The sequence below is a fragment of the Zwartia sp. genome, assembly GCF_049655405.1.
In the GTDB taxonomy this organism is placed as follows: domain Bacteria; phylum Pseudomonadota; class Gammaproteobacteria; order Burkholderiales; family Burkholderiaceae_B; genus Zwartia.
Genome location: NZ_JBASJR010000012.1, coordinates 1 through 26,603, shown reverse-complemented (window position 1 = coordinate 26,603; position 26,603 = coordinate 1). Strand labels below are relative to the sequence as shown.

The 26,603-nt window shown below is 51.7% G+C and carries 29 protein-coding genes and 1 tRNA gene; 21 read left to right on the top strand and 9 right to left on the bottom strand.

The window, feature by feature from the left end; all coding sequences use genetic code 11:
- Window positions 1-36: 36 nt before the first annotated feature.
- On the bottom strand, window positions 37-981 hold the full coding sequence (locus WBJ47_RS10625; RefSeq protein WP_422243047.1) for a sodium-dependent bicarbonate transport family permease: 945 nt from the start codon (window positions 979-981) through the stop codon (window positions 37-39).
- An 83-nt stretch (window positions 982-1,064) separates the two neighbouring features.
- On the opposite strand from WBJ47_RS10625, the gene WBJ47_RS10620 reads away from it, so the two are divergent.
- From WBJ47_RS10620 to WBJ47_RS10610, 3 genes are read left to right on the top strand one after another with little or no spacing between them, the layout of a single operon-like run.
- Window positions 1,065-1,961 (top strand): LysR family transcriptional regulator, encoded by an 897-nt coding sequence (locus WBJ47_RS10620; protein WP_422243046.1) that lies wholly within the window; start codon window positions 1,065-1,067, stop codon window positions 1,959-1,961.
- Window positions 1,962-1,969: 8 nt separating this feature from the next.
- Window positions 1,970-2,878, top strand: coding sequence for a cyanophycinase (locus WBJ47_RS10615; RefSeq protein ID WP_422243045.1), 909 nt, complete (start codon window positions 1,970-1,972; stop codon window positions 2,876-2,878).
- A 43-nt stretch (window positions 2,879-2,921) separates the two neighbouring features.
- Entirely contained in the window at window positions 2,922-3,677 is a 756-nt protein-coding gene (locus WBJ47_RS10610; RefSeq protein WP_422243044.1) for a YdcF family protein, read from the top strand.
- Window positions 3,678-3,708: 31 nt separating this feature from the next.
- On the opposite strand, the gene WBJ47_RS10605 is transcribed toward WBJ47_RS10610, so the two are convergent.
- The gene (locus WBJ47_RS10605; RefSeq protein WP_422243043.1) at window positions 3,709-5,091 is read right to left on the bottom strand and encodes a TAXI family TRAP transporter solute-binding subunit; all 1,383 of its coding nucleotides are present in this window, start codon (window positions 5,089-5,091) and stop codon (window positions 3,709-3,711) included.
- Window positions 5,092-5,161: 70 nt separating this feature from the next.
- Complete coding sequence (locus tag WBJ47_RS10600) at window positions 5,162-6,112, bottom strand: hypothetical protein (protein ID WP_422243042.1); 951 nt, start codon at window positions 6,110-6,112, stop codon at window positions 5,162-5,164.
- Window positions 6,113-6,326: 214 nt separating this feature from the next.
- Here WBJ47_RS10600 and WBJ47_RS10595 point away from each other — a divergent pair, with 214 nt between their 5' ends.
- The 3 genes from WBJ47_RS10595 (at window position 6,327) to trxC (ending at window position 9,050) form a co-directional block, all read left to right on the top strand.
- Complete coding sequence (locus tag WBJ47_RS10595; protein WP_422243041.1) at window positions 6,327-7,610, top strand: DUF3300 domain-containing protein; 1,284 nt, start codon at window positions 6,327-6,329, stop codon at window positions 7,608-7,610.
- 47 nt (window positions 7,611-7,657) lie between these two features.
- Window positions 7,658-8,563, top strand: coding sequence for a DUF2950 domain-containing protein (locus WBJ47_RS10590; protein WP_422243040.1), 906 nt, complete (start codon window positions 7,658-7,660; stop codon window positions 8,561-8,563).
- 61 nt (window positions 8,564-8,624) lie between these two features.
- Window positions 8,625-9,050 carry a thioredoxin TrxC gene (gene trxC, locus WBJ47_RS10585; protein WP_422243039.1) on the top strand — a complete coding sequence of 142 codons (426 nt, stop codon included), beginning with the start codon at window positions 8,625-8,627 and terminating at the stop codon, window positions 9,048-9,050.
- On the opposite strand, the gene WBJ47_RS10580 is transcribed toward trxC, so the two are convergent.
- Window positions 9,039-10,091 carry a glycosyltransferase family 4 protein gene (locus WBJ47_RS10580; protein WP_422243038.1) on the bottom strand — a complete coding sequence of 351 codons (1,053 nt, stop codon included), beginning with the start codon at window positions 10,089-10,091 and terminating at the stop codon, window positions 9,039-9,041. The two genes, trxC and WBJ47_RS10580, sit on opposite strands and share 12 nt — an antisense overlap.
- Before the next feature lie 129 nt (window positions 10,092-10,220).
- Here WBJ47_RS10580 and WBJ47_RS10575 point away from each other — a divergent pair, with 129 nt between their 5' ends.
- The 7 genes from WBJ47_RS10575 to WBJ47_RS10545 all read left to right on the top strand — a co-directional run bounded on the left by WBJ47_RS10575 (window position 10,221) and on the right by WBJ47_RS10545 (window position 16,116).
- Complete coding sequence (locus tag WBJ47_RS10575) at window positions 10,221-11,444, top strand: pyridoxal phosphate-dependent decarboxylase family protein (RefSeq protein WP_422243037.1); 1,224 nt, start codon at window positions 10,221-10,223, stop codon at window positions 11,442-11,444.
- Entirely contained in the window at window positions 11,441-12,139 is a 699-nt protein-coding gene (locus tag WBJ47_RS10570; RefSeq protein WP_422243036.1) for an alpha/beta fold hydrolase, read from the top strand. Before WBJ47_RS10575 ends, WBJ47_RS10570 begins: the two co-directional genes overlap by 4 nt.
- A gap of 112 nt (window positions 12,140-12,251) precedes the next feature.
- Window positions 12,252-12,527, top strand: coding sequence for an EF-hand domain-containing protein (locus WBJ47_RS10565; RefSeq protein WP_422243035.1), 276 nt, complete (start codon window positions 12,252-12,254; stop codon window positions 12,525-12,527).
- A gap of 96 nt (window positions 12,528-12,623) precedes the next feature.
- Window positions 12,624-13,886: a PrpF domain-containing protein gene (locus WBJ47_RS10560; protein WP_422243034.1), complete on the top strand. Its 1,263-nt coding sequence runs from the start codon at window positions 12,624-12,626 to the stop codon at window positions 13,884-13,886.
- The gene (locus WBJ47_RS10555; RefSeq protein WP_422243033.1) at window positions 13,883-14,359 is read left to right on the top strand and encodes an ureidoglycolate lyase; all 477 of its coding nucleotides are present in this window, start codon (window positions 13,883-13,885) and stop codon (window positions 14,357-14,359) included. Before WBJ47_RS10560 ends, WBJ47_RS10555 begins: the two co-directional genes overlap by 4 nt.
- Window positions 14,360-14,409: 50 nt before the next feature.
- Window positions 14,410-15,492, top strand: coding sequence for an amidohydrolase family protein (locus WBJ47_RS10550; protein ID WP_422243032.1), 1,083 nt, complete (start codon window positions 14,410-14,412; stop codon window positions 15,490-15,492).
- 15 nt (window positions 15,493-15,507) lie between these two features.
- Entirely contained in the window at window positions 15,508-16,116 is a 609-nt protein-coding gene (locus WBJ47_RS10545) for a glutathione S-transferase (RefSeq protein ID WP_422243031.1), read from the top strand.
- On the opposite strand, the gene WBJ47_RS10540 is transcribed toward WBJ47_RS10545, so the two are convergent.
- The 4 genes from WBJ47_RS10540 to WBJ47_RS10525 are packed head-to-tail and all read right to left on the bottom strand — an operon-like array spanning window position 16,117 to window position 19,085.
- Window positions 16,117-16,335: a SlyX family protein gene (locus tag WBJ47_RS10540; RefSeq protein ID WP_422243030.1), complete on the bottom strand. Its 219-nt coding sequence runs from the start codon at window positions 16,333-16,335 to the stop codon at window positions 16,117-16,119.
- A gap of 23 nt (window positions 16,336-16,358) precedes the next feature.
- Window positions 16,359-17,225, bottom strand: a complete 867-nt coding sequence (locus WBJ47_RS10535; protein WP_422243029.1) for an alpha/beta fold hydrolase — start codon at window positions 17,223-17,225, stop codon at window positions 16,359-16,361.
- Window positions 17,222-18,469: an MFS transporter gene (locus WBJ47_RS10530; RefSeq protein WP_422243028.1), complete on the bottom strand. Its 1,248-nt coding sequence runs from the start codon at window positions 18,467-18,469 to the stop codon at window positions 17,222-17,224. The genes WBJ47_RS10535 and WBJ47_RS10530 overlap by 4 nt, the downstream gene beginning before the upstream one ends.
- Before the next feature lie 4 nt (window positions 18,470-18,473).
- Entirely contained in the window at window positions 18,474-19,085 is a 612-nt protein-coding gene (locus tag WBJ47_RS10525) for a glutathione S-transferase family protein (RefSeq protein WP_422243027.1), read from the bottom strand.
- A gap of 99 nt (window positions 19,086-19,184) precedes the next feature.
- On the opposite strand from WBJ47_RS10525, the gene WBJ47_RS10520 reads away from it, so the two are divergent.
- From WBJ47_RS10520 to WBJ47_RS10485, 8 genes are all read left to right on the top strand, one after another.
- The gene (locus WBJ47_RS10520) at window positions 19,185-19,922 is read left to right on the top strand and encodes a formylglycine-generating enzyme family protein (protein ID WP_422243026.1); all 738 of its coding nucleotides are present in this window, start codon (window positions 19,185-19,187) and stop codon (window positions 19,920-19,922) included.
- 38 nt (window positions 19,923-19,960) lie between these two features.
- Window positions 19,961-20,305: a TIGR01244 family sulfur transferase gene (locus WBJ47_RS10515; protein ID WP_422243025.1), complete on the top strand. Its 345-nt coding sequence runs from the start codon at window positions 19,961-19,963 to the stop codon at window positions 20,303-20,305.
- Between the two features lie 92 nt (window positions 20,306-20,397).
- Window positions 20,398-20,871, top strand: coding sequence for a universal stress protein (locus WBJ47_RS10510; protein ID WP_422243069.1), 474 nt, complete (start codon window positions 20,398-20,400; stop codon window positions 20,869-20,871).
- Window positions 20,872-21,040: 169 nt separating this feature from the next.
- Window positions 21,041-21,544, top strand: coding sequence for a peroxiredoxin (locus WBJ47_RS10505; protein ID WP_422243024.1), 504 nt, complete (start codon window positions 21,041-21,043; stop codon window positions 21,542-21,544).
- A 126-nt stretch (window positions 21,545-21,670) separates the two neighbouring features.
- Entirely contained in the window at window positions 21,671-22,807 is a 1,137-nt protein-coding gene (locus WBJ47_RS10500) for an MFS transporter (RefSeq protein WP_422243023.1), read from the top strand.
- Window positions 22,795-23,955, top strand: coding sequence for a metal-dependent hydrolase (locus tag WBJ47_RS10495; RefSeq protein ID WP_422243022.1), 1,161 nt, complete (start codon window positions 22,795-22,797; stop codon window positions 23,953-23,955). Before WBJ47_RS10500 ends, WBJ47_RS10495 begins: the two co-directional genes overlap by 13 nt.
- Window positions 23,927-25,168 carry an MFS transporter gene (locus WBJ47_RS10490; RefSeq protein ID WP_422243021.1) on the top strand — a complete coding sequence of 414 codons (1,242 nt, stop codon included), beginning with the start codon at window positions 23,927-23,929 and terminating at the stop codon, window positions 25,166-25,168. The genes WBJ47_RS10495 and WBJ47_RS10490 overlap by 29 nt, the downstream gene beginning before the upstream one ends.
- Before the next feature lie 86 nt (window positions 25,169-25,254).
- Window positions 25,255-26,388, top strand: a complete 1,134-nt coding sequence (locus tag WBJ47_RS10485; protein WP_422243020.1) for an ATP-binding protein — start codon at window positions 25,255-25,257, stop codon at window positions 26,386-26,388.
- 88 nt (window positions 26,389-26,476) lie between these two features.
- Here the strand turns inward: WBJ47_RS10485 and WBJ47_RS10480 are convergent.
- Window positions 26,477-26,553: transfer RNA gene (locus WBJ47_RS10480), tRNA-Asp, on the bottom strand.
- Window positions 26,554-26,603 lie beyond the last annotated feature (50 nt).

Sequence of the window (26,603 nt, the reverse complement as noted above, 5' to 3'; positions counted from 1 at the left end):
CTAATGAAGAGACCATAATCTTAACAGGGACTTGTGTCAGCCCAAGATATATTCAGCCAGCCTTGCGTAAAGCGGAATTCCAACTATCAAATTAAACGGAAAGGTCAGCCCGAGCGATAAACCAAAATACAAGCATGGGTTGGCCTCGGGAACGGCGTAGCGCAGTACGGCTGGAACGGCAATGTAGGAGGCGCTGGCAGCCAGCACCATCAGCAGTGTGGCATTTCCGGGTGATAAATTGAGTAGAAGTGCTAGACCAAGTGCAATCGAGGCATGCACAAGTGGCCCAATCACTGCGTAGAGAATCAGTGCGGGTGAGATGCCCTTTAGTTGAGGCAAGTTGCGTGCCGTCATCAGTCCCATATCCAGCAAGAAAAACGCCAGCATGCCTTTAAAAAGATCGCCTGAAAAAGGTTGCATGTCGGCTTGGCCTGCGTCACCTGTCAGGAGGCCCACCAACATGGCGCCGAGTAAAAGCAGTTGTGCACCATCCGTAAAAGATTCATGCAGAATTTTTCCAATCGGAATCGCTTTTTGTTGACGTAATGAGTTGGCGAGGATGACGGCCAAAATAATCGCGGGCGACTCCATCAGTGCCATGGCTGCAGCCATGTGACCGCCATATGCGATCTCTTGGTTTTCTAGAAACTGGATCGCTGTGACAAAGGTGACCGCGCTGACAGAGCCATAGGTGGCAGCAATGGCTGCCGCATCAAACCCTGAGAGAAAGCGCTTGAGTATCCAATAGCCTAGGGCCGGAACAATGATAGCCAACAGAATCGCAGCGCCCAAACTCGTGGCCACTTCGGCAGTGAGTCCAGATTGCGCGAGTGCAAAGCCGCCTTTGAGACCAAGCGCCATCAATAGATACAGAGACAAAAACCTGGAAATAGCGGGAGGGATTTCTAGATTGGAGCGGACGAAACCCGCTAGTACGCCGAAGATAAAAAACAAAATGGCAGGGTCGAGAAGATTTTGCATGTGCGTCCTTTCATGCAATCTTAGTGTGACTGACCGCTCGTTGTAAAATCGATTCTTATATATAAATATATAGATAAAAATCTATGAATATCACTTTTCGACAACTCAAGCTTTTTCTCGCACTTGCTGAGACGGGGAGTGTGAGTGCTGCGGCAAGGGTGATGCATGTGACGCAGCCCACTGCTTCAATGCAACTCAAGGAGATCTCGCAGTCCGTAGGGGTCTCACTATTCGAGGTGATTTCGAAAAAGGTACATCTCACCGATATGGGACGTGAGCTCGCACAGACAGCAAGGGCGATCGTTCAGACATGGGAGGCTTTTGAACAGGGCGTGGATAGCGTCAAGGGGCTCGCCCGTGGCAAGCTCAGAGTCGCTGTGGTGAGTACTGCCAAATACTTTATGCCGCGTTTGATCGGATCGTTTTGCAAAAAATACCCAGAAATCGATGTGTCGCTTGAAATCTTGAATCGTGATGGTGTAGTGCAGCGTATGCGCGAAAATTTGGATGATATTTACATCATGTCTCAGCCGCCTAGTGATTTGGATTTAAATGATGAGATTTTTATGGCAAATCCTCTCGTCGTGATTGCTGAAACGCGCTCAATATTGGTCAAGCAAGCAGGGGTTGAATTAAAAAATCTCGCTGAGCAGCGCTTTATATTGCGGGAACAGGGCTCTGGAACGAGAATGGGTGTCGATCAGTATTTCAAGAAAAATAAGTTCAGACCAGATATCAGGATGGAGTTAGGGAGTAACGAGGCGATCAAGGAGGCCGTGGCGGGAGGTCTGGGGATTGGCATTGTTTCTCGTCATTCCTTGCACGGTCAGCAAAAAGAACATGGTGTTGCAGTGGTCGATGTCTTGGACTTTCCGATTCTCTCTAATTGGCATATCGTGCATCCTGCCAGTAAAAAGTTGTCGCCGATTGCGACTGAGTTCAAGCTTCATATGCGCAAGGAATTAAGGCATTACGTATGAGAAAAAGAGTGACGACGCATAAATATGTGCAAGCTTTATTCGCTTGTGTAATGCTTTGCATTGTGGCGTTCGTTGCACCGGCAGTGAACGCCGAAGCTAACATAGAGAAACATAAACGCGGTTCGCTCATTATTGTCGGTGGTGGAGATACACCGTATACGATTCAAAAGCGTTTTGTCGAGCTGGCAGGCGGAGCCGGTCGCGCACGCATTGCAATTTTTCCGATGGCTGCAACTGAGTATGATGAAGAGGCCGACGAAGTGCTTGCCGAATTCACATGGTTAGGTGCAGAGACCGTTATTTTGAATATGAATCGAGAGCAAGCGCAATCGAGCTCAATGGATGCCACGCTATCTGGTTTTACGGGCTATTGGTTTTTAGGGGGTGACCAAAACGTATTGGCCGCGTCATTGCTCGGTACGAGAGCGCTTAGAACAATTGAATTTCAGTACGAAAAAGGTGCGGTGGTCGGAGGGACTTCAGCGGGAGCTGCGGTGATGACAGCAACGATGCTGACGGGTGAGCGTCGCACAGCAAGTGGTCGTATCAACGAGGATCCCAATGCCGTTGCGTTACGTAGCACTGAGGTCACACTAGGCTTTGGTCTGTTGCCTGGCGCGATTATTGATCAACACTTTAGTCGGCGCTCACGCGACAATCGTCTAGTGAGTGCGGTGTTGGATCATCCGCAATTATTAGGCGTGGGCATCGATGAGGAAACCGCTTTGGTTGTCCGTCCTGATGGGCGTTGGGACGTATTGGGCAATGGTCACGTCAAAATATACGATGCGAGGCGTGCCTATATTGTGAATGAGGATAATGACATGGTCGGGGCATCAGGCATCAGAATGCATGTGTTGCCGCGCGGGTCTCGCTTTGATCCAAAATTAGGTCAGTTAGGTTCGTGGCGAAATTAGCCCTCACTGCGCTTGCGCTCCAATCGGAGGCGTGATTGAACACATGATTTATTTGCATAAAATTTTGCCTTTTTTGTTTTCACCACTTGTCATCACACTCTTGTTGGTGGTCTATGGGGTCTTCAGAAATAAAAAGCGCTACAGCGTTGCAGGCTTGATATTGTTATATGCCTCCAGTACGTTTGTCGTAGCAGATTTTTTATTCGAAAAATTGGAAGGCAAAGGTTTAAAAGCTGATGCTAAAGATGCCCCTCGCGCTGATGCGATTGTTGTGCTCAGCGGGATGATGAGTCCCGTGCAAGGTGCTGCAGGTCCGGTGACCGAATGGAGTGATGCGGATCGATTTTTTGCGGGTATTGATCTGTATCAAGCGGGCAAAGCGCCTCGATTGATTTTTACAGGCGGCGTGTTGCCTTGGGAAAAAACCTCGCAAAGTGAGGGGGCTGTGCTTAAAGCGCATGCGCAACGTTTTGGTATTCCTGAGGCAAGTATTAGCGTATCGGGGGATGCACAAAACACAGCGCAAGAAGCGGTTGCTGTCAGAGCAATGCTGACTGATTCAAAGATATTGCTAGTCACTTCAGCCTTTCACATGCTTCGCGCCAAGCAACAGTTTGAACGTCAGGGTTTTGAGGTCAGTGCATTTCCTGTGGACTTTAAAGTGCGCGCGAATGCGTTCACACCTATGGATTTAATGCCCGATCCACGCGCGCTCGGGTTAACGGATGTAGTGGTGCGCGAGTGGATCGGTCGGCTTTATTATCAACTGAGCGCTTGGATGCGCCCCAGCGGAGATTAGCGCTTGCTTGAGGTGCCGGAGGTGTCTTCTTTCATTTTTCATTCTCCTTGATTTTGTTGGCAATGAGTTGACGGACAGTGTTGAGTGATCCCCTGAATGAATACAAGCGATTCATCTCATCGGCAGGAATCGAAATTTTGAGTGTGTCGAGGTTAACTTCTTGTAAGCGCTCAAGCAGCGTCAGAAGCTTTTGACTTTCTGTTGTCTCTTGCGCTTCGCGTTCGATTTGCAAAAGGTCCTCGTAGGCGTTCGAAATGAGCAGGATGGCGCGTGTATGTCTGTAGTTGGGAAAGAGCTTGAATAGCGGAAATATCACCGCAAATGCACCCACTAACAACAACCAAATTTTATCGAGGTAACTCACAACCCACAAGGGCATTTTACCTTCAAGCGCGGGCGCACCTTTGTCGTAATAGCGCGAGGCAATCGGACTCAAGGGGAGGTTGTGATCGAGATAAACAGGGAAGAAATCTGGATTGCTAAAAAGAGGATCAAGGTCTCGGCTGATACGTTCCGCTGCAGACATGAAGATGTGCTGAATGGCTGGATGTGTGTCTTTTTTAATAATCAGTGTGGCAGTGGTGGCGAGCATGTTGATGTCCTGAGCGGGACGTTGATGCCGCAAGTCAAGCGAGCCTTTTGGTAAAACGACAGGGCTCAAGATAGGCATTTTTTTTGAAATCGCCTGTGCGTATTCAAAATTAAAAATTTTGAGGTCATCTTGTTTAAGTAGTTTCTTGAGGCTGGGACTATTTTCTGCGTCGGCAATAAACATCCCAAAAATTTCACCATTGATTAACTTGTCCGTTGCCTCTAAATTGCTGAGGTGTAAAAAGTTTGGATTGTCATCTGCATTCAATTCTGTGAGGGATAGCAAGCGACTACTTAAAATATCTGTACCGCTACCCTCGGGTCCTATCGCAATTTTTTCATTTTTAAAAGCGGTCATGACGGTGCTGGTATCAAGTTTGATACCGCGGTGAAATAACCAGAGGGGGACGTACTCGATACTGCCGAGTGTTTGCAGGTTAGGATAGCGTCCTTTGGGTGCAATCCCTGCGAGTGAAAATGCAGCATTCAACGTCGATTCTGGACTGCTAATGGCTTGCATACTCGCTGTATAGCCACTCGTGTTGACCAAATTAAGTGTGATGCCTTCATCTGCGAAATAGGGTTTGAACTTTTTCCCAAGTTGTTCAAAACTCGAACCTTCTTGACCGACTGCAAGGTAAATATTACGAGGTGGAAAGGGCTCTGACGCAAACAAAAGTATGGTGATCCCACCGATCAGTAGCAACAGCATTGGCCATTCTGTTCGGAATAAATTTCGCCAGTCACTGATCTCTTGAATCAGCGACTTGAGGGAGTGGACAATGATGGAGGGATCTTGATTCTTATTTTTTCTAAACGTCATGAAAGCCGTGTCGAGATGATTGCCATATCGGTCATTATGCGCCAATTTAGGCGATGATATCTCTTAAAGGTTAAAAACTCACGGCTAAACCAATGGCAAAGCCACGAACGTTTTGTCCAAAAGCGTAACGGGCAACCAGTCGCGTGCGTGTCACAACAGCTTTATATTTGCTGGAGTCAAATTCAATGCCAGCACCCACAGAGGAAAGGTTGTTAAAACCGAGTAAGCCACGCTGGTCACCTAAGTAGACAGTATTGGCGGCCTCTAAAACATAGCGCAGCGGACGCTCCATGATTTGTAGACCTGTTGGGGCTCGATAGCGTGCATAGAGACTGGCGGCTTCGGCAGAGGCCGAGCCACCGACAGTTGCTGAGGCGTCAAAGGTGCGTAGCCGAATATTGGTGTAGCGCAACTCTAGATCGATTTCGTGCTCTGGTTTAACCAGAGTGTAATCAAGCATGATGGAGCCACCTAGGCCATAGGCATTGAGGCGACCTCTTTTTAGAAAGTCCAGCGATGTGTCGAATCGATCATCGATCAAGCGGCCGGCCAGAGAGGCGTCCGATTCAAGGTGCGCAAGTGAGAAATTGAAGATCGGGCGTAGTACAAGGTTTTTTGCGATCGGAAAGTCGTAGCCAACGCCACCGGATAGTGCAACCGAGTTCCACCGTGAAGGCACTCTGCGAGAGTCACCCTCGGTCACAAAGGTTGGATCAAAGCGCATGAATGCCGCTGATCCTTCAAGATAAACCGGCACACTTTTACTGACCGTTTCTCCGCCAGCAAACTGTGTCATAAACAATTTGTTTTGTCCGACTTGATCATCCCTGATTGAGAGAAAGCTACTCGTTAAGTCGGGCACAACGGAATAGGACATCATGGCCAGCACTTCGTCAGCACTTTGTTTAATTTTTGCAGCAGGTAGCAGACCTCGACCTTGTGCATGCGACTGACTATAGGGATAGCAGAGCAGCAATAAAGTGAAAGCAAGTGAAGGAGCGAGGAGAAAAATTCTGCGCATAATGTTGTTAAAAAACTTCAGTATTGGCCAACTTTTTAGCCCAATTGGGATACGCCGGATCTGTTTTGAGTGAGGTTGTTTAGTCAATCAATAGAATAATTTTTTCCGAGTCAGGATGCGATCGACAACAATTGTAATATTTACAAAATTAAGGTGCGGCGTTTGATTTGATCGTTGCACTATTTCTCAGAATTGATTCCTTTCTGGATGGCTTATGCAGACCCCCTATCGTTTGTCGATGATTTTTGTTGCGCTCACCGTTGCGTGGGCGGCGCCCACTATGGGTCAGTCAGCTGACAGCGAAGGTGCTGGCTCAGCTCAAACTCAAAATAGCAATGCACCGGTATTTTCAGCGCAAGAAATTGATGCAATGGTGGCGCCAATCGCGCTCTATCCCGATGCATTACTTTCTCAAGTCTTGATGGCAGCGACTTATCCGCTAGAAATTGTTCAAGCTGCAAGATGGTCAAAATCCACCGGTAATACAGGCGGAGATGCTGCGCTGAGCAAAGTCAGTGATCAGACTTGGGATCCTAGTGTGCAATCGCTTGTGGCATTTCCAAAATTATTGACGATGATGAGTGACCAGCTCGATTGGACACAAAAAATTGGCGATGCATTTCTGGCGCAGCAGGGCGATGTCATGGACTCTGTCCAGCGTTTGCGTGCTCAAGCTCAAAAGGCAGGGAATTTAAGTTCAAATGCGCAGCAGAATGTTTCGACAGAAGGTCAAACAATCATTATCGCGCCTGCGCAGCCTAGTGTGATCTATGTCCCAGCCTACAACCCAAGTGTTGTGTATGGTGCGTGGGCCTACCCGGCCTATCCGCCTATGTACTACCCAGGCGTGATGAGCTGGTATCCAGGTCAGGCGGTGGTCAATGGCTTGATGTGGGGAGCGGGCGTTGCAGCAGCTGGTGCAATATTTGGTGGCTTTAACTGGAATAACCGTGATGTGAACATCAACGTTAATAACTTTAATCGTATTAACCGAAATAATTTTTACTCAGGCCAAGGCAATAGCAGTTGGAAACATAATCCTCAGCATCGTGGTGCTGTCGCATACCGGGATAATGGATCACGCCAGCGTTATTCGAATCGCGATGCGGGTGCGGTGAGTGCGCGTAATGATTTACGTGGACATGCGCCGGCACGTGCGGCCAATGCAGGCAATGCCCCCGTTAGAAACGCGGCCAATATTGGCAATGCACCTGCTCCGGTACGAAATGCTGCTGCCGCAGCCCCTGCTAGAAACATTGAGCAAAATCGACCCGCTCCTCAACGTGATGCGGTTCAAAATCGCGCGGCGCAGGCTGCCCCTGCCGCACGCGGTGATGCGTTCAAAGGTGTCGATGCGGGAAGGCAGTCAATTGATCGGGGACGCGCAAGTGTGGCTGCAGCGTCTCGACCCAATGTTGGTCATGGCGGTGGTGGAGGTGGTCGACTCGGAGGCGGTGGAGGTGGCGGCGGTGGTGGACGTGGCCACGGTCGCGGCTAAGGCCGCATGTTGGGTTCGAACTTTCTTAGACTTAGATTGAGATCATCATGATTGCACGCATTGGTTCGGTATTGATTGTGACATTTGGGTTGTTGATGGCATCCGCCACTACCCACGCACAACGTATTCAGCAAGTATTTAAAACACCGCAGGCTGCGATGGAGGAGTTCGGTTATGCGGTAAAAAATAAAGATGATTTGTTATTTCGTCTGATGCTCGGAGAAGATTACAAGTCATACATTCCTGCGCCTTCAAAAGAAGACTACCAACGCTTTGTGGCGGCATGGGAAAAGTCTCACTCAATCGTGATGGACAATCCACAGCTCGCGCACATTGGCGTGGGTGAAAAAGGTTGGACTTTACCGATTCCTCTTGTGAAACAAGGAGCAGATTGGCGCTTTGATTTAGATCTGGCGGCACAGGAGATGAAGCAGCGCACGGTCGGTGTGAATGAAATCGCTGCGATTAAAGCGATGCTAGCCTACGGTGATGCGCAGATGGAATATGCTGAGAAAGATCGCATGGGTGATGGTGTCTTGCAATATGCGCAACGCTTGCAAAGTACCCCTGGCACCAAAGATGGTTTGTACTGGCCGACCAATGCAGATGAGCCGCGCAGCCCGATTGGTGAGTATTTCGCAGAGTCCAAGTCGGTTGATGGCATCGACGAGCGAGGTTTTCATGGGTACTTGTTTCGCGTTCTAACGTCACAAGGTGCATCAGCACTAGGCGGCGCACTCAACTATGTGGCAAATGGACGTATGATTGGCGGATATGCCCTATTGGCATGGCCTGTGACCTACGGTCAATCTGGTGTCATGACGTTTATAGTCAATCAAGCGGGTCAGGTTTATCAAAAGAATCTGGGTCCAGCAACGGAACGATTGGCGAAACAGATCACATCTTTTAATCCAGATGGCTCATGGCAAAAGGTATCGAAGGACGATCTCTAAGTCACTATCATTCAAAGTGGTGAGGTAGGGGTCGACGTTGTGACCGGTCTTGGAGAAACACATGAAGATGACCTGCCCCCACTGCCAGAAAACCAATCAACTCCCCGTTGACCGACTCGCGAACGCGCCGATTTGTGGCGCCTGCAAGCAAGATCTTTTGACGGCGCCTGTAGATGTGAATGAGCAGACTTTTAATGAGCTGTTGTCACAGTCTCCCCTACCCATCGTGGTAGATTTTTGGGCGGTCTGGTGCGGGCCTTGCCAGATGTTTGCACCGACCTTTAAAGCAAGTGCTGCTAAACACGCCAATCGGGTATTGCACATCAAAATCAATACCGAAGAAAATCAGGCTTTATCGCAACGTCTCAATATTCGTTCGATCCCGACACTCGCGACCTACAAGAGTGGCAAGGAAGTCAATCGTGTCAGCGGTGCGCTGCCGGCTCAGTCGCTTGAGCAGTTTATCCAACAAGCACTAACGACTTAATTTAGCGTAAAGCGTTAGATATTTTTGAGCCATCTGGTGCATATCATGTTCGGTCTTAACATACTGCTTGGCATTGGCAGCCATTTCTTGGGCAGAATCTGGATGACTGAGTAACCATTCGATGTGCTGAGCTATCGCAGCTGCGTCACCGACTGGTGCGAGTAAGCCTCGACCTTCAGCCAAGACCTCTTTGATTCCGCCCGTACGCGTGCCAATCACGGGAACACCTAAGGACATGGCATCTAGGATGCTGCTTCCCAGTGCTTCAGAAATTGAGCACAGAACGAAGGCGCTTAGAACCGGATAGAGTTGTTCGGGATTTTTTTGAAAACCTAAAAGAAGATATTTTTTCTCAAGTACAAGTTCGATGATGCGGGCACGCGCAGCCATAGAGGATGGGCCGTCGGCACCCCAATGAACAAAAACAACATCCGGATGCTTTTGACAGACGCGAGCGGCGGCTTCGATAAGGGTGAGAGGATCTTTTTCAGGCTTGAGCACTGCACTGGTACCAATGAGTCGTTTGCCTGCAAGTGCGTGGGTGGAAAGAAAGCTGTTGATTCTGTGAGTATCGAGGGTGATGGTGAGTGTTGCGCTCGGAATGATAATGGGCGTGATGCCTAATCTGCGTGGTTCAGAGGCTGCAGCCTGGCTGATTGCCACGAGTTGATCCACACATTGCCATTTGAGTCGGGTAAAAAACTGGCCTGTTTTGATAGGAAAGTCTGTCCGTCTTGAAAAGACAATAGGGCGTCGATGAAACGGTTTGCTTAAAACGGCTCCGGTCACGCTACCCGCTGTCTGTGCATGCAAAATATCAAAACGTGCGCCATATAACGCGAGCCAACCTGCAAGGGAGAGGGCACTGCGGGCGTGGTGCACAGTGAAGCCGGCCTCGCGAGCCTTGAGAGAAAGTTCAGCACCTGCCCGACAAACAAGTTTGACATTGTGGCCGAGATCGCGTTGCGCGCAAGCGGTTAAAAGCGTTTGTCGCTCACCGCCACGCCAGCCTTTTTCAAGGTTGATTTGAAGAATTTCCATACAGAAAGGATAACAGAGGTCACAGAAGCAACGCCAAGAAATAGGGCAGAGCGATCTCTGACCGGACTCGGCGATAATATTAAAGTTGAATATGTTTAAACATAAATTGATTTTCAAGGTGGATAACACGTGTCGCGTGAGCTTGATCAGGAATTTTTGCTTGACGCCCAGGCGCTAGAGCATGCTGTTGCGTTGATGAAGCAGTTCTTTGTTTCGGGCGATGCTTTTTCCCTTGGTTTAAATTTGCCAGAGAGAGGATTAGGGTCGATGGCGACCTTGGATCAGCTTGCTCCCCTCGTGCTCGGCCAAGCAGCACGCTTAGGATCGCCAGTCGCGTTTGCGCACAAAGATCCTCCGACGCCATGGATCACATGGGCCACCACACTTTGGAATGCATCGCTCAATCAAAACCTGTTACATCCTGCTACGGCACCGGTTGCGCGCCAGCTTGAAGAAAAAGTAGTTGAGTGGCTGTGCCCGTATTTTGGTATGACAGGCGGTCATATGACGCCCGGCTCATCCGCGGCGAATCTCACCGCGCTGTGGGCTGCGCGCGAATGTGCGGGCGTGACCGAAGTGGTGGCTTCTGATTCGGCGCATCTGTCGATTAAAAAATCAGCGCATATTCTAGGTTTGCGTTTTACGATGATTCCAACAGACGAACGCGGTGTGTTGAATGTGGAGGCGTTGCCCAAAGACCTCAGCCGCGCTGCCTTGGTCTTGACATCGGGTACGACGAGCGTTGGTGCGCTCGATCCACTGACGCTGATCGGTCAAGCCGCTTGGACGCATGTGGATGCAGCCTGGGGAGGGCCGTTGCGGCTGACCCGCTATGCAGATCATTTAGCGGGTATTGTACGGGCGGATTCTGTAGCCGTGTCTTCTCATAAATGGTTGTTTCAGCCAAAAGAGTCTGCGTTGGTGTTTTTCCGCAATTCCGCTCAAGCGACTGAAGCGATTAGTTTTGGTGGTGCATATTTAACTGAGCCAAACGTGGGTCTGCTGGGTTCGCATGGCGCGACCGCGATTCCGTTACTCGCGATGTTAATGAGTTGGGGCCGCGAGGGCGTGGCTCAACGTATCGAGCATTGCATGGACATGGCAGATCAGTTGGCTGAATATATTGGCAATGAGGCGCGGCTGGAACTGTTTGCTTTGCCAACAACAGGTATCGTTGTGTGGCGTGCGCGCAGTCAGCCTGTCTTTGAGCACTTATTAAAAGCCTTGCCAGTCGGGATGACGTCCACAGTGACCATTGGACAAGACAAGTGGCTACGCAACACTGCAGCCAATCCAAATGCGGATATGCCACTGATGATTGAAACAATTCGAAAGGTATTGAACGAGGCATGAACTTGAACACAACGACTAGACCCACCATTGTGTTGGCACCCGGTTTTATGACTGATTACGATATGTGGAGTGACTTTGTTCCTTTTTTAAAAGATTACAACGTCATCTATGCGGACTTTAGAGAGGGCGCCACGTTGCAGGAGTTGGCCGCGAGTAATCTGCAGCGTTGTCCGGAGCGTTTCATTCTGATGGGTTTTTCGCTCGGAGGTTATATCGCTCGACACATGGTGTATCAGGCGCCTGAGCGTGTAGAGGCGCTGATATTGATTGGAACATCCACCAGACCGACTGTGCCGCCAGTGACGGACGGACCTGCCGCCAAAATGTTCCGGGGCATGAGTCGAAGCGCGTTAAAGCGTGCGGTGCACGTTGAGCGAGAAAATGATGAGGTCCTGATCGCGCGCCTCAAAGACATGGGCGAACGCCTTGGCGCAGAGGTGTTCGCTAGATTATCTGCACTCCAGCGAAAGTCAGATCTTGAGAAGATGCACACGATTCCATGTCCGGTGCTCGTGGTGACTGCGGATCAGGATCGGTTGCGGACCATGCAAGAGGCCCAGGAAATGGCCGAAGCCGCGAAGGCACCTCTTATGGTCCTTGAGCATTGTGGTCACATGATGCCAATGGAAGAGCCAGAGCAGTTGGCTGAAATGGTGTTGCCTTGGATTTCTAGTGCGCTCGGGCAATCGCGGTAGATTTGGTGAGGTGTCAGTATTTGCCAGTATGTCGAGGGGTCAAGAGAGGGTGCTAGTGCTAAAGTCCCATCAGATCCGCACTTTTGCGGATTGATTCACCAGGATGTATCTCATGACTATTCGTCAACTGATTTCAAGCATTTTCACTGTAACCGCTTTGGTTTTTGCGACAGTGGCCAGTGCACAGACCCCCACTGCCAGTCAGGAAAAACAGATCAAAGATGCTGAGGAGCGCTTCGCCTCTACAGATAAGAATGCTGATGGCAAGCTCACGCTTGAGGAAGCCAAAGCAGGTATGCCGCGCATTGCTTCAAATTTCAAGAAAATCGACACAAATAACGATGGTTTCGTGACAATTGAAGAAATCAAGGTCATGATTCTCAAGTAAAGTGTTTTTCTAGGCTGGCGCAATAGCGCTGGCCTCGACCAGCAGCTATGATGGGCAAAAGTTTTCTTCCGAATTCGCCCACATAAAGAGCTGAAAATGTCGAATACCCAGGCGTCCAATGCCAACAAGCACGCGCCCAAGCCACCCGGTTTTGAAAGTTTTTCACCTAGACTTTTTAACGGAGTGGCACACTTTCCCCTTTACTACATGCGTGGCGGTACGTCCACCGGTATCGTCCTTTGGGAGCCACATTTACCCCAATCGCTGGAATTAAAAGAAGAATTAATCCGACGCGTCATGGGTGTCCCAGTCACGGGTGAAACCAAAGGTAATAAGCAAATTAACGGCCTTGGCCGTGGGCCGGCGACGAGTAACAAAGTGTTTATGCTCAATATGCATGAAGGTCCTGAGGCCGACTTAAGCAGCACGCTGGCACAGCTTGCTGCGGACAAGTCGGCGATCGACTGGAGTGTGAATTGCGGCAATATGTCGTCTGCGTTGCCTATTTACGCTTTAGAGACGGGTTTGATTCAGGCGCAAAAACCTCTCACGCAGCTGCGTATATTCAATACCAATACCAAAGTCATTACCGATGCGCGGTTGAGTACGCTCGAGGGGAATGCCATGGTGCCCGCCGACACCGAGATTCCCGGTGTGATGGGTGAATTTCCGGGCGTTGAACTCAGTCTCAGAGCGCCGATTGGCGCCAAGACGGGAAAGCTCTTTCCCACGGGCAATCGCAAGGATGTTTTTGCGGGTGTCACCGCGAGCTGTCTGGATGTCGCAGTGCCGATGGTGATTGTGAGTGCTGCGGAGTTGGGGCAGCAAGGCGATGAGACGCCGGATGTCCTGAATCGCGATCTTGTTCTCCTTGCGCGTCTACGTGAGATATGGGTCGAAGCGGGTCTGAAAATGGGACTCAAGAAGCGCAGCGGTGACTTGATGACGCGCACAGAACTGGAAAACAGCGAAACCGTGCCCAAGATTTGCATGGTCTCTCCACCTAAGCACTCTGGACACATCACGGTGAGATACTTTACGCCTCAGTCGGCACATAATTCTCTCGCCGTCACGGGTGGCTGCTGTCTGGCAACGGCCTGTTTATTACCTGGAACTGTTGCGCACGATATGGCGCAGCATCTTTCCGAGTTTTCAAAAGAAGAAAGAGAAATCGTCGTCGAGATGGAAAATCCAGCCGGGGTGTTGCGGGCCCGCATTTGCGGAGCCTTGTCAGGCGAGGGTGCGTCGATTCCTTGGGCAGCTTATACGCGTAATACGCAGGTGTTTATGCGTGGATATGTGCCAATCTATACACCTTCAGCTGAGTTGATGAACTTTTTCTTGGGAGCGTCGAAGTGAAAACCATTATTGCCAAACCTTTAAATGCAAAAGATTTCGCGCCGTTTGGTGACGTGTTAGATATGCCCAAGGTGCCGAGCCGGGTGTATTTTCAAGAGGCGCTGGGTAACTTGCGTCCCCACGCCTCAGCATCTCTGTCCACGACCTTTAAAGAGCCGAGTCCTGCTTTGCCTTTTCAAGTCGAGGTTCTGGAGCGCCACGAGTTTTCATCACAAAGTTTTATGCCTGCGGAAGTGTCTGTCTGGATGATTGTGGTTGCGCCTCATGATGCGCAGGGCAAGCCGGACATGGAACGCGTGCAAGCTTTTCTGGCCAATGACTCGCAGGGGATTACGTATAAGCCCAACGTCTGGCATCATGGTCTGACTGTTTTTGATGCGCCTGGAAAATTTAATATTTTTATGTGGCGGGACAATACCTCGGGTGATGAGGAGTTTGTGACGGTGCCGCCTTTTCTGGTGTCGCGCGCCTGAAGTGCCGCGTTTGCTGTATCAATCGTCACTTTTACAAGAGGAGCTCAGTCATGCCATCCGCATTGAAGGTGAGACAAAATAAAAATCCTGACGGCTCTCCTGCAGCCGTGCATGTTCTCAAGGACAACTCTGCTTGGCGGGGCATGCTGCGCGAAGAGATCATCGATCCTGAACGTCCGATCACTGATGCCCATCACCATCTATGGGACAAGCCGGGTCAGACGTATTTGATCCGTGAGTTTTTTGCGGATGCGCAGTCTGGTCACAATATTCGCGGCACGGTGTATATCGAGGGCGGGTCTTATTACGGAAAAAGTGTGCCGGAGATGATGAAGCATCTCGGTGAGGTTGAGTTTGCCAATGGGATGGCGGCTGTTGCGGACAGTCAGGCCTATGGCAACACGCTTGTGGCGGCGGGGATTGTGGGTGGGGCAGATTTGACCTTTGGTGCAGAGATCGCAGAGCTGCTTGATGCGCAGCTTGCGACAGCACCCAAGCGCTATCGTGGGATTCGTTTGATCACGAAGTGGGATGCGGATGAGGCGCTCAACAATAGCCGGTATGTGATTCCACCAGGTTTGTTGAGTCACCCGCAATTTCGTGCGGGCTTTGCCCTATTGGCCGCGCGTGAATTGAGTTTTGATGCGATGGTGTATCACCCTCAACTTTCGGAGCTGGCCGATCTCGCGGCTGCTTTCCCTGAGACGACGATCAATCTCAATCACATTGGTGGCTTGATCGCCAAGACTCGGACCTATCTTGGGCACGAAGCCAAAGCCACTGCGCATTGGCAAGACTCCATGCGCGTGTTGGCGCGCTGCCCCAATGTATACGTCAAGCTCGGTGGTTTGGGCATGCCATATCTGGGTTTTGGGATGGATGCGCTTGAGCGGCCGTCAACTTCTCAGCTGTTGGCTGAGGCATGGGGCCCTCTCTTTAATTTTTGTATTGAAACCTTTGGGCCTGAGCGTTGTATGTTTGAAAGTAACTTTCCTCCAGATCGAGACTCGGTCGACTATCACGTCTTGTGGAATGCCTTTAAACGTATCGCATCACCTTATTCAGCTGCAGAAAAGCATGCGTTGTTTTTTGGTACGGCAGCCAAGGCATATCGACTGTCTGTCTCGTCTTAAAAAAGGGCTCTGATTTTGACAGCTGTTTTATATTCGTATCGACGTTGTCCGTATGCCATGCGCGCGCGGATGGCGCTGCGTTGTGCGGAAATTGCCGTCGAGGTGCGTGAGATTAGTTTGCGCGATAAACCGCCCGAGATGCTGGAGATTTCTCCTAAAGGGACGGTGCCCGTGTTGCATTGTGCGGATGGTCGTGTAATCGATCAGAGTTTGGACATCATGCGTTGGGCGCTTGCGCAAAATGATCCTTTGCATTGGTTGCGCTGTCAGCCTGGCTCTGAGGCGTATGCGCAACAAGAGACTTTAATTGCGTGCAATGACACGACGTTTAAACACTGGCTCGATCGCTATAAATACGCAGAGCGTTACCCAGAGTTTGATGCGGCCTATTATCGTGGGCAGGCTTTGTCGTGTCAGATAGAGGTGCTGGAGCAGCAATTGTCTCAACACGCTTTTTTAGGTGGAGAAACGGCTGCGTTGAGTGATGTGGCGCTGTTTCCGTTTGTCCGACAGTTTGCTGCGGTCGATGCGGCGTGGTTTGAGACAAGTCCCTACCCAGCAACGCGGCGATGGCTGCGCGGCTGGGTGGAAAGCGATTTATTCAAACGCATCATGGCCAAATAATTAATAATGCGGCGGCAGTTCGTCACGCAGGTTTTGTAAGCCCGAATTGCGATCTTGGGGTAACTGTTGGCGCAAGGCGTTCACCTCGCGCGCCAAGGCATCGATCAATTGCTGTTGACGAAAAATGGTTTGGTTGAGTTGATCGAGCATATCGTCAGCGAGTCCAGTTTTGATTTCCAGATCTGTGAGGCGCTGCTCGAGGGAGGGCTGAGTGTTCATGGGTTTCTCATCGTGGTGTGCACTCAGGCATGAGGCATGGAGCGAGGGTCACGGACGGTCCAACGATTGGCTTCGACCGTTGCGATAAAGTCCGCTAAAAACAGATTAAACCAGTCGGGCTCTTCAAGATTGATGGTGTGACCAGTCTTGGGCAGCATGAGCAGACCACAGGCCGGGAGGGTCTTTTTGAGAAAGATACCAGGTGCGATGCATTGGTCGTCTTCGTCACCGTTGATGACGAGCGTAGGAACATGCATGTTTTTGAGTTGCGCTTCAAAGTCGTAGATCGATGGGCGAGCAGCCTGCACACCGCGCATCGTGTTGGCAGCCCCTAGGCTATCGTGCTCACCGAGTTGGGTGGCAAACTCTTGCCAGCCGCGTGGACTTTTATTTTGAAGCTGAACGCGGGTCGCGCCGAGGGCGTAGGTTTTGGAGAGCTCTTTGGCCCCGATTTTTTCAAACTGATCCGCCGTAGCGCGTGACTTGGCGCGCATCTGTTCTTGGGTCGATTTTTCAGCGGCGTAGCCTGCGCCTGCAACGGTCAGGGACAAGGCGCGCTCGGGAGCCGTGAGTCCAAAATGCAGGGTTGCAAAACCACCCATCGACAAGCCGACGATGTGCGCACGTTCAATCTTGGCGGCATCCATCACTGCCAGGATGTCTTGTACTGCGTTTTCTTGAGAGTAGGCGCTGACGTCCTTGGGCACATCAGAGGGAGTGTACCCACGCGCGGAATAGGTGAGGCAACGATGGCGGCGTGAAAAATGCCGCATCTGTGGCTCCCAAGCGCGCCAATCGCCGGCGAATTCGTGCACGAATACGATGGGAGTGCCTTGACCCGCTTCTTCGTAGTGCAGGCGAATATTGTCTTTGGTGATAGCCCAGCTCATGAAATCTCCTTGATGGATGTGTGACGGCCGCGCATGATGACGAAGGCGGCAAAAAAGTTGAGGCCTGCGGCCAAGCCAAGTGGGAGTTGATAGCCGCCACTGAGGTCATATAACACGCCGAAAAATGCGGGTCCTAGCGAGGACATGAGCTGCATCAACATTGCGGCAATGCCAAAGATGATTCCAAAGGAGGCGGCGCCAAACTCGCGCCGCACAATGAGAGGTGGCAGTGTGGTGATATTGCCCGCAGATAGTCCAAAACCTAAGACGGCGATGATGAGTGCCCAGGTGTAGTCATGAAACAGCGCGCCTAGACTCAAGCTGATCGCAGCATTGATCAGGACGCCACAGGCGATGAGTCGGACGTCCAGATGGTCTGAAAAGCGTGCCAGCAAAATCCGCCCGAAAAAAGCCAGGACGGCGGCGATCGTGACGCATAGCGCAGTGGCGGAGGCGCCAATGGCGGGGAGTAGTAGTGACACTTGATGTGTTAGAAAGCCGATCTGCACCATCAGCGCAAAGCCAAAGGCCAACGTGACGGTGCGTAAAGCAGTGGTGCTCAGCGCTGCTGAGCGTGTCCAGGTGCGGGCGGTTGTGGGGCGTGTTGAGTCTGCTGCGGCAATGCCGTCAGGGAGGAGTCCCAGATCTTGAGGGCGGCGGCGCAAAATGAAAAAGCTGATGGGCCAGACGGTTGCGAGGACAATCAGTGCGACGATCAGCATGGCATGAGAAAAGCCCAGCCAGCCGATCAGGAGCAGTAAGACAGGGACCCCCACCATTCCGCCGATGCTCGCACCCAGCATGGCTGTAGAGACAGCACGTCCCTGATGGCGATCAAACCAAGGGGCAAGCGAGGAGGTGATAGCGGTGGTGGACAGGCAAGACCAGCCCAGTCCCATCAAGGCAAAGCACGCATAGACATGCCAGACTTGTGAGATGCCACCCATGGCGATAAAGCCGCTCGCCATGACGGTGGCACCCAGTGCCATGACGCGTTGCGGGCCGTATTTGGAGATTGCGCTTCCAACGAAGCTCAAGACTGAGGCATTCACAAGAAAGGCGAGAGTCAGGGCAGATGACACCAGGCCAATCGACCAGTCGTGCATGTCGCTAATGGTGTGCAGATAAACGCTGGGTCCGTAAAGCCCAAAGGACCATGCAACGGTCGCGATTGCCATACAGCCCGCGACCATCCACCAGCCATGAAAAACGTTTGATTTCATGGCTGATGTTGCCCACTGCATGGGTTTAAGCCTCGAGTTGGCAGGCTTTGAATGATGGTAAGGCTTCACAACGTGCCGTGAGGGCCACGAGGTGAGGGAAGTCGGCTGCAACGGCAACTTTTGGAAGCATTTTATTGAGGAAGAACCAGCCGACTGCGACGGTCAGGCAATCGAGACGTGCCTTGTCGCCACCGGGGAAGGTATTTTTTGCTGCGAGTGCTTCGAGCATGACCAAGCTGGCGCGGACTTGTGCACCCAGACCGTCGATGAAGGGCTGATGCACTTTTTCTGCGGGACGCTTGAGGGGTTCGTACAAAATCTGAATCGCCTTGTCGAGACCACTCGTCATCACGGCGCAATGCTGGAGGATGTGGCGACGCTGCGCTCCGCTCGCGGGCAGCAGTGTCTGACCGGGGCTCATTTCAAGCAGGGTGTCTATGATGGCGGAGCTTTCCACCAAATGTTCGCCATTTTCCAAGACCAAGACGGGCACCTTGGCGATTGGATTAAATGCCTTGATGGCCTCGACGTCTTTTGCGGTTGACAGGCTTTTGTGCTCGTAAGGAATACCAAGCGTTTGAAGAACCACGCCTACGCGGCGGACAAAGGGGGAAACGTAGCGGCCAACCAAAATCATTTTTATCTCCGGTTTATATGGATGTTATGTACTGCTGGGTTGTGTTGATTTACAGTCGAGTATCGCTCAAATTTGTCCTTGCACCAAGAGATCCTATTTATGTCACAGAATATGCCCCAGAAACTCGCTGTTCGCACACAGTTGAACCGGTTGGCCATGGCGATTGCATTGGTTACCTCTTCTGTTGCGTTCGCTCAACCCACTGCGCAGAGCCCGAGAGTCGACCTAGGAGACTTCAAGATTGATCTGACGGAGGTCAGTATTGGTCGTTTTGCCGAATACGCAAAGCGCAAAGGTATCGTGACGGAGGCCGAGCGCAGCGGTGGAGGTTTTGAATATGTCATGGGTTGGCAAAAGCGCAAAGGCTGGAACTGGCGCTCGCCTTTTGGTGAGCCCGCACAACCTGATGAGCCCGCGGTGCAAGTGAAGTGGTCCGAGGCGCGCGCCTTTTGCCAGGATGCGGGGGGGGATTTACCCACCAAGGCGCAATGGCAGCGTGCGGCCTATACAGAACAGCGTGACAATCCTCCCGCGCCCTTTGTAAAGGGTAAAACCTACGAGTATCCGACTGGAGACACTGGGGAGGGGGCCAATGTGAAGGGTGACGCGGATGGTTGGGTGCGTCATGCCCCGGTTGGTCGCACCCGCGCAGGAGTCAACGGACTGTTCGATATGGGGGCCAATGCTTGGGAGTGGTTATTAGACACGCAGGGCAAGACCCATTTAACGGCAGGGGGCTCTTGGTGGTACGGCCCCTCGCAGATGCGTTTGGAGGGTATGCAATACAAGCCTGAGGATGTCTACGTGGTTTATATTGGTTTTCGCTGCGTATACTAAGCTTTATCTAAGCTTGTTTGAATATTTAGGAGATGTCCGTGTCCACGCCCATTAGTGCCTTGAATCCTGATTTTGCAGTTGCCCCTCAATTGCAGCCGAGCGACATGGCTGCCGTCGCTGCCGCAGGGTTCAAAAGTGTCATTATCAACCGCCCCGATTACGAGTCGGGCCCCAATCAGCCCACCGCGGCTGAGGTCATCGCTGCGGCACAGGCCGCCGGACTAGCTGTCGAGTATCAGCCTGTGGTGAGTGGCGGCATGACGGCTCAGGACGTTGCCCGGTTTACTGAATTGTTGGCGACCTTGCCTAAGCCAATTTTGGCGTATTGCCGCTCTGGCACCCGTTGTACCGTGTTGTATCGCGCGGCGACTGGAAATTCTTGATCTGGATCAATGATTTGCTCAAAGTCTGTTTGGCTGTCGCAGATTAAGGTCTAGTATGCGGTCATGTAGTTCTCTTTGGAGTGAATGCCATGATGTTTAAAAAGATATTGATTCCAACTGACGGTTCCGCTTTGTCAGCTCAATCTGCCAATGCCGGGATTTCATTTGCTCGTTCAACGGGTGCCGAGGTTGTGGCGCTACATGTGTCGCAACCTTTTGCCGCGACGATGGGTTTTGACGGGATGTCGGCGGCTTACGCGATCACGGACGAGGATTATGACAAGGCCAATGCGGATCAGGCTAAAAAGTACCTGAAAGGTGTTGTGGATCGCGCCGAGACTGCAGGTGTGAAGGCGACTGCGCATGCCGTGTCGAACTTCAATATCGCTGACGGCATTGTTCAGGCCGCCACGGATTATCAGTGCGACATGATTTTTATTGGTAGCCATGGACGCAGCGGTTTGTCGCGACTGTTGCTCGGTAGTGTGACGACCAAGGTGTTGGCGCTGACGCATACCTCCGTATTGGTATATCGCGTCAAAGAAGAACCAAAAGCAGTGAAGTAATGCTTCCTTGAGCGCGTAAGACCATATGCTCTGTGGGGAGATTCTCACCAGAGCATGTGGTTGCTGAAGATTTACCCTCCCGCTTGTCTCCTGGCTGGCTTATGATAGAGCACACGCTAGGCTCAAGTGTGGCAGCCGTCGCTGCCCGTGACGCCTCAGGAGAGCGAATATGACGATCAAAGTCGGCGATCGAGTACCCGATGCCACACTCACAGAATTTATCGAAACTGAAACAGCAGGCTGCACCGTCGGCCCCAACTCTTTCAAAGTCTCCGATCTGGTCAAGGGCAAAAAGATTTTGATGTTTGCTTTGCCTGGTGCCTTTACTCCTACATGTTCTGCCAAGCACGTCCCGAGCTATGTTGAGCATTTCGATGCCATCAAAGCCAAAGGCGTTGACGAAGTCTGGTGCGTCTCGGTCAATGATGCATTTGTGATGGGTGCCTGGGGCCGTGAGCAGAAAGTCGCGGGCAAGGTTCGCATGATGGGTGACGGCTCGGCTGAGTGGACCAAAGCACTCGGTCTGGAACTTGATCTGATTGCACGCGGCATGGGCGTTCGTTCAACCCGCTACGCAGCCTACATCGTTGACGGTGTGGTCAAAGTCCTGCACGTTGAAGGTCCTGGCAAGTACGAAGTCAGCGACGCAGCTTCGATGCTCAAGGCGATCTAAGCCAGCGTTTTTTTGCTGGTATTGTTTTAGGCTGAGCATGGCCGACTTTTTTGTCATGCTCTTGTTGCCTCTCATCCCGCCTTCTTAGGACTGTGTCTTTTGGTGGCGGGATGTTTTCATATTCTGATGATCTCAACCCTCGGTTCGTTTCCCTCGCTGTATCTTGCTACTCTGTTGATGTTGGCAAGTACCGGGCTATTCAATACGTATATCGCATTGAAATTGTCCGCAGAGTCGGTGAGTGCCTTTTGGATTGGGACGCTCATCTCAGCGTATTACCTGGGCTTGGTGTTTGGCGCTCGAATCGGGCATCGCCTGATTATCCGTGTGGGGCATGTCCGCGCCTGTGCAACGGCCGCGATCGTGTCGATTTGCGCAGTTCTTTCACAGAGCTTGTTTGACTCTTTGCCTGTCTGGATCGGGTTGCGCCTGATCGTGGGTGTGGCGATGTCCATTCAGTACATCGTGATTGAAAGTTGGCTCAACGAGCAAACTGAAAATAGTCATCGCGGTCGCGTCATGTCGGTTTATATGGTGATGTCCGGTTCTGGGACTGCACTTGGACAAATGGCGATCACGCTGTATCCGACACTCGATTTGCGTCCACTGATTTTTGTCGCGTTTTGTCAGGCGTTAAGCTTGTTGCCGATTGTGTTGACGCAACGCAAGCTGCCCATCCCTCAGCTGCCTGCCCCCATCGATTTCCCCTATTTTTTCAAAGCCGCGCCGCAAGCGATGTTTACGGTATTTTTAGCGGGCAATATTTCTGCATCGTTTTACGGCTTGGCCGCAGTCTTCGCACTAGGCCAAGGCTTGAGCACGCCACAGATCGCCTTGTATACGGCGACGAGTGTGATTGCAGGCCTCGTGGCGCAGTGGCCGATGGGTTGGCTCTCCGACCGCACGGATCGCGCAAAATTGATTCGCAACAACGCAGTCATTTTTACCGTGATCGCCGTGATGATGTGGGGCTGGATGAGCTGGCCATATTGGGTGATGCTGATTTTTGCGGCGGGCTTTGGTGTGATTCAGTTCACCTTTTATACCCTCGCTTCTAATCTCGCGAATGATCGTGTGAGTGCTGAAAAACGCGTGGGCTTGGCTGCTGTCGTATTGATGACCTATGGCGTAGGCGCCACGATCGGACCGATGATTGCCGGGGCGTTGATGCGTGCGGGTGGACCCAACATGCTGTATGTCTTTAGCTCGAGCTGTGCGTTGCTCTTGGTATTGTTGATGTGGCGGCCTAAATGGATTCGGTAAGTCAGTTTGCTTTGGGGGCGGCACTGAGTGTGAGCGTCATGGGGCGACGCACAGCGGTCTGGAAAGCTGCTCTTTGGGGTGGCTTGGCAGGGACGTTGCCGGACCTGGATGTCGTAATCAATCACGGTGATGCCATTTTGAATATGGTGAATCATCGGGCTGAGAGCCATTCACTGCTGTATCTGAGCTTGCTGGCACCTCTGTTGGGTTGGGGCTTGGCGCGTCTACAGGTTCGCGGTCCAGAGGTGCATTCTGCGTTGTGGCGAAGATGGACCTTTGCGCTGTGGCTGGCGCTCTTTACCCATCCGCTGCTGGATTTGATGACCGTGTACGGCACGAGACTGTTGCTGCCGTTTACGGATCACCCCTTTGGTCTGGGCAGTGTGTTTATTATCGATCCGCTCTTTACCTTGCCCCTATTAATTGGGCTGGGTGCTGCGCTCGTGTTGAAGTCTGCACGGGGCTTGAGATGGAACGCAATCGGTCTCGTGTTCAGTGCTTTTTATCTGGCTTGGGGTTTGGGTGTTCAGGTTTACATGACTAAAAGCGCTGAAGCCTCTCTTAAAGAGTCTGGCATTCAAGCTGAGCGCTTGTTAATCAATCCCACAGCGTTTAATTCAATTTTGTGGCGCTTGGTGGCGATGACGCCTGAGTACTACTACGAAGGGTTTCGCTCCCTGCTGGATGATAAGTCTCAGATTACTTGGAGGCAGTATCCAAGATGCGATGCCTTGAATCAGGCAGCTCTGAGTAATGCCGGTGTGTTGGCGATTGCTAAATTTAGCCATGGCTTTTATAGCTTGGGTCAGCAAGACGGACGCTTGACGGTGATGGATTTACGCATGGGCCAGGAGCCGTATTATTTTTTCCGCTTTGATGTGGGGCCTGTGGGGGATACCGCAGGTGTTGCAACGGGCGAGCGTGTGGCAGGTCAGGGAGGGGCGGTTGTGTCGCGAGCGATTGGGCAAAGACCTGATGTCGCCACCGCCTTGCCTTGGTTGTGGGCACGTCTAAAGGGCGATGATGTGGCCCTGCCTGCGGCTGACTTGTCAGGTCGATCCAAGCAAGACATACAGTTAGAGCGTTGTGGGTATCCAATAAAAAATAAAGGGGACGAGTTTGACTCAGGTGCAGGCAAGACCAGGTAAGTGGTATTTCGGTTGGAATATTGTCGCCGCCGCGACGTTTATCACGCTGCTGACGGTCGGGATGAGGCTGGGCATCGGACCATTTTTTATCCCTATGGCCGAGGACCTTGGTTTTAGTCGGACCTTGCTTGCGACGATTATTGCTGTGGGGATGGTTTTTTATGGCATCGGCATGCCAGTCGCGGGAATGTTGATCGCGCGTTTCGGCACGCGTGTTGTGCTATTGCTCGGGACGGTGATTGTGATGGGCTCGGTGCTTTGGGCCATCGTGGCGCGTGAACCTTGGTCGTTCATGTTGTCTTTTGGCGTACTGCTGTCGATTGGTTTGGCCTTTACCAGTCCAGTTGCGTTGACGCCCGTGATTAGCCGTTGGTTTACACGCCAGCGTGGCATGGCGCTGTTTTATCTCTCTACTGGTTCGATGGCCGGTATCGCCATCATGACCCCCTTGATGACCTGGGCGATTGAGACCTATAGCTGGCAGATGACCTTGCTGGGCTTTGCGATCGTATTTGCCTTGTTGACCATCCCGTCTGCACTTTTCATTATTAATGATGCCGCACCTGAAAATACGGATCTTTTGCCTTCTCAGATTACGGCTGAAAACAAACAAAGAGCCGCTGCGGCCTCTGCGATGACTTTCTCTCATGCAGTGCGTACAGTCGTGTTCTGGAAAATCTGCCTTGGACTATTTGCCTGCGGCTTTAGTATGAATCTTTTGGGTACGCACGGCATGCCAATGCTGATGGATCATGGATTTGATTCGGCAACCAGCGCGCTGGGCATTAGCATCATCGGGATTGTGGCGATTTTTGGTACGTTGCTGTTGGGACGCGTGGCAGACAAGCTCGAGCGCCGCAGTATTTTGGCCGTGATTTATTTTGTCCGCGGGCTGGGCTTTTTTGCGTTGGTGATGGTGGGCACACACGTCGAGCTCTTCGCAGCCTCCTTTGTTGGCGGCTTGGTGTGGGCGGGCAGTATCGCGATGTCCTCGGCGATATTGGCCGATACCTATGGCGTGAGGCTGGTGGGCGTGTTGTATGGCCTAGCGTATCTCGGTCACCAGTTTGGCGCGACGTTTAGCTCCTGGCTTGGCGGCTGGGGGTTCGAGACTTTTGGGACGCACTGGGTCGCGTTTGGCATGTCGGGTGGGTTGCTGATTGTGGTGGCGTTGGTGTCGATGACGTTGCCTAAGAATGCGGTGCGCGGGTAAAGGAAGGCCTTTTATAAACTCCGACTTTTATTCAGTTAATTGCAAAATAGTCGCGACTTTTTTGCAATTCACTGTAAAATAGTCGAATGAAACGCTACCTAGACGACCTCATTCTCAAGGATCTCCATCGCAAGATGGTGATCGTGACTGGACCACGTCAGGTCGGCAAGACGACACTTTCCAAGCAGTTGATGCCGCAGTTCGAGCTGGCACAGTATTTAAACTGGGATGTGGCTCAAGATCGTCGCGTGTTGGTCGATCAAGCCTGGCGACAGGATGCCGGCCTACTCATCCTGGACGAGATTCACAAAATGCATCTCTGGAAAAACTGGCTCAAGGGCGTCGTGGATGGTCGACCTGAGACGCAATCCTTATTGGTGACGGGTAGTGCGCGCATGGATACTTTTCGACATGCTGGAGAGTCTTTGGCAGGTCGTTTTTATTCATATCGCTTGCATCCGTTTTCCGTCAAGGAATGTTGCTCAACGATGGGTATGGAGCCTTCAGTGGCGCTTTCTCATCTGATCGAGCGGGGTGGATTTCCCGAGCCGTGCATGGCCGAGTCAATTGAGGATGCCAATCGTTGGCGCTCACAATATTTGACTGGCTTGATTCGCGACGACGTACTCGAGTTTTCGCGTTTGCGAGAAGTTGGTGCCATGCGGCTTTTCGTTGAACTTTTGCGTGACCGTGTTGGCTCGCCCCTATCGCTGGCATCCATCGCACGTGATCTCGCGATTTCACCTGCGACACTGGCGACCTATCTGGAAATTTTGGAAGCCCTGTTTATTGTGTTCACGATCCGCCCTTGGCATAAAAATATAGCTAGAGGGTTGCTCAAAACTCCAAAGGTTTATTTTTATGACACGGGCTTGGTGAGAGGGGATGCGGGGGTACGTCTTGAAAATGCAATGGCGACGATGCTGCAAAAGCATGTGCATTTTTTGCAAGATCGTTCAGGGCGTGAACTAGAGCTGCATTATGTTCGAACCAAGGACGGTGCCGAAGTGGACTTTGCGATCAGCGAGGATCGTGCGTTGACGCATTTGATTGAGTGCAAAGCAACGGATGATCGTGTGCATCCAGCACTGGCAAGGTTTGCAGGGGAGTTTCCAGAGGCGACTGCCGTTCAGCTAGTGGGACAGTTGAGGCAAGCTCAGTCTAGACAGGGTGTGCTCGTGACGGGAGCTGCGGCGTGGCTCGCAGAGTTGTCGGCGTGAGCTTGGGATCAAGCGATTGTTTTTAACGGACAACTTTTTTAACAGACAACAAAAAAGCGCCTCTCGAGGCGCTTAATCATTGAGTGCTTGGCGGAGCGGACGGGACTCGAACCCGCGACCCCCGGCGTGACAGGCCGGTATTCTAACCAACTGAACTACCGCTCCGCAGCGGTAAAAACTAAAACTACGTGATGCCAAAAAAACTGGCGTCCCCT

Bases quoted from the DNA above. Each gene is read 5' to 3' on its own strand.
- WBJ47_RS10525 (WP_422243027.1), bottom strand. From the start codon at position 19,085: ATGATTTTGGTTGGCCGCTACGTTTCCCCCTTTGTCCGCCGCGTAGGC.
- WBJ47_RS10505 (WP_422243024.1), top strand. From the start codon at position 21,041: ATGACGATCAAAGTCGGCGATCGAGTACCCGATGCCACACTCACAGAA.
- WBJ47_RS10550 (WP_422243032.1), top strand. From the start codon at position 14,410: ATGCCATCCGCATTGAAGGTGAGACAAAATAAAAATCCTGACGGCTCT.
- WBJ47_RS10580 (WP_422243038.1), bottom strand. From the start codon at position 10,091: ATGGAAATTCTTCAAATCAACCTTGAAAAAGGCTGGCGTGGCGGTGAG.
- WBJ47_RS10595 (WP_422243041.1), top strand. From the start codon at position 6,327: ATGCAGACCCCCTATCGTTTGTCGATGATTTTTGTTGCGCTCACCGTT.
- trxC (WP_422243039.1), top strand. From the start codon at position 8,625: ATGAAGATGACCTGCCCCCACTGCCAGAAAACCAATCAACTCCCCGTT.
- WBJ47_RS10590 (WP_422243040.1), top strand. From the start codon at position 7,658: ATGATTGCACGCATTGGTTCGGTATTGATTGTGACATTTGGGTTGTTG.
- WBJ47_RS10605 (WP_422243043.1), bottom strand. From the start codon at position 5,091: ATGACGTTTAGAAAAAATAAGAATCAAGATCCCTCCATCATTGTCCAC.
- WBJ47_RS10495 (WP_422243022.1), top strand. From the start codon at position 22,795: ATGGATTCGGTAAGTCAGTTTGCTTTGGGGGCGGCACTGAGTGTGAGC.
- WBJ47_RS10500 (WP_422243023.1), top strand. From the start codon at position 21,671: ATGATCTCAACCCTCGGTTCGTTTCCCTCGCTGTATCTTGCTACTCTG.
- WBJ47_RS10485 (WP_422243020.1), top strand. From the start codon at position 25,255: ATGAAACGCTACCTAGACGACCTCATTCTCAAGGATCTCCATCGCAAG.
- WBJ47_RS10625 (WP_422243047.1), bottom strand. From the start codon at position 981: ATGCAAAATCTTCTCGACCCTGCCATTTTGTTTTTTATCTTCGGCGTA.
- WBJ47_RS10535 (WP_422243029.1), bottom strand. From the start codon at position 17,225: ATGAGCTGGGCTATCACCAAAGACAATATTCGCCTGCACTACGAAGAA.
- WBJ47_RS10610 (WP_422243044.1), top strand. From the start codon at position 2,922: ATGATTTATTTGCATAAAATTTTGCCTTTTTTGTTTTCACCACTTGTC.
- WBJ47_RS10570 (WP_422243036.1), top strand. From the start codon at position 11,441: ATGAACTTGAACACAACGACTAGACCCACCATTGTGTTGGCACCCGGT.
- WBJ47_RS10565 (WP_422243035.1), top strand. From the start codon at position 12,252: ATGACTATTCGTCAACTGATTTCAAGCATTTTCACTGTAACCGCTTTG.
- WBJ47_RS10520 (WP_422243026.1), top strand. From the start codon at position 19,185: ATGTCACAGAATATGCCCCAGAAACTCGCTGTTCGCACACAGTTGAAC.
- WBJ47_RS10510 (WP_422243069.1), top strand. From the start codon at position 20,398: ATGTTTAAAAAGATATTGATTCCAACTGACGGTTCCGCTTTGTCAGCT.
- WBJ47_RS10530 (WP_422243028.1), bottom strand. From the start codon at position 18,469: ATGCAGTGGGCAACATCAGCCATGAAATCAAACGTTTTTCATGGCTGG.
- WBJ47_RS10620 (WP_422243046.1), top strand. From the start codon at position 1,065: ATGAATATCACTTTTCGACAACTCAAGCTTTTTCTCGCACTTGCTGAG.
- WBJ47_RS10560 (WP_422243034.1), top strand. From the start codon at position 12,624: ATGTCGAATACCCAGGCGTCCAATGCCAACAAGCACGCGCCCAAGCCA.
- WBJ47_RS10540 (WP_422243030.1), bottom strand. From the start codon at position 16,335: ATGAACACTCAGCCCTCCCTCGAGCAGCGCCTCACAGATCTGGAAATC.
- WBJ47_RS10600 (WP_422243042.1), bottom strand. From the start codon at position 6,112: ATGCGCAGAATTTTTCTCCTCGCTCCTTCACTTGCTTTCACTTTATTG.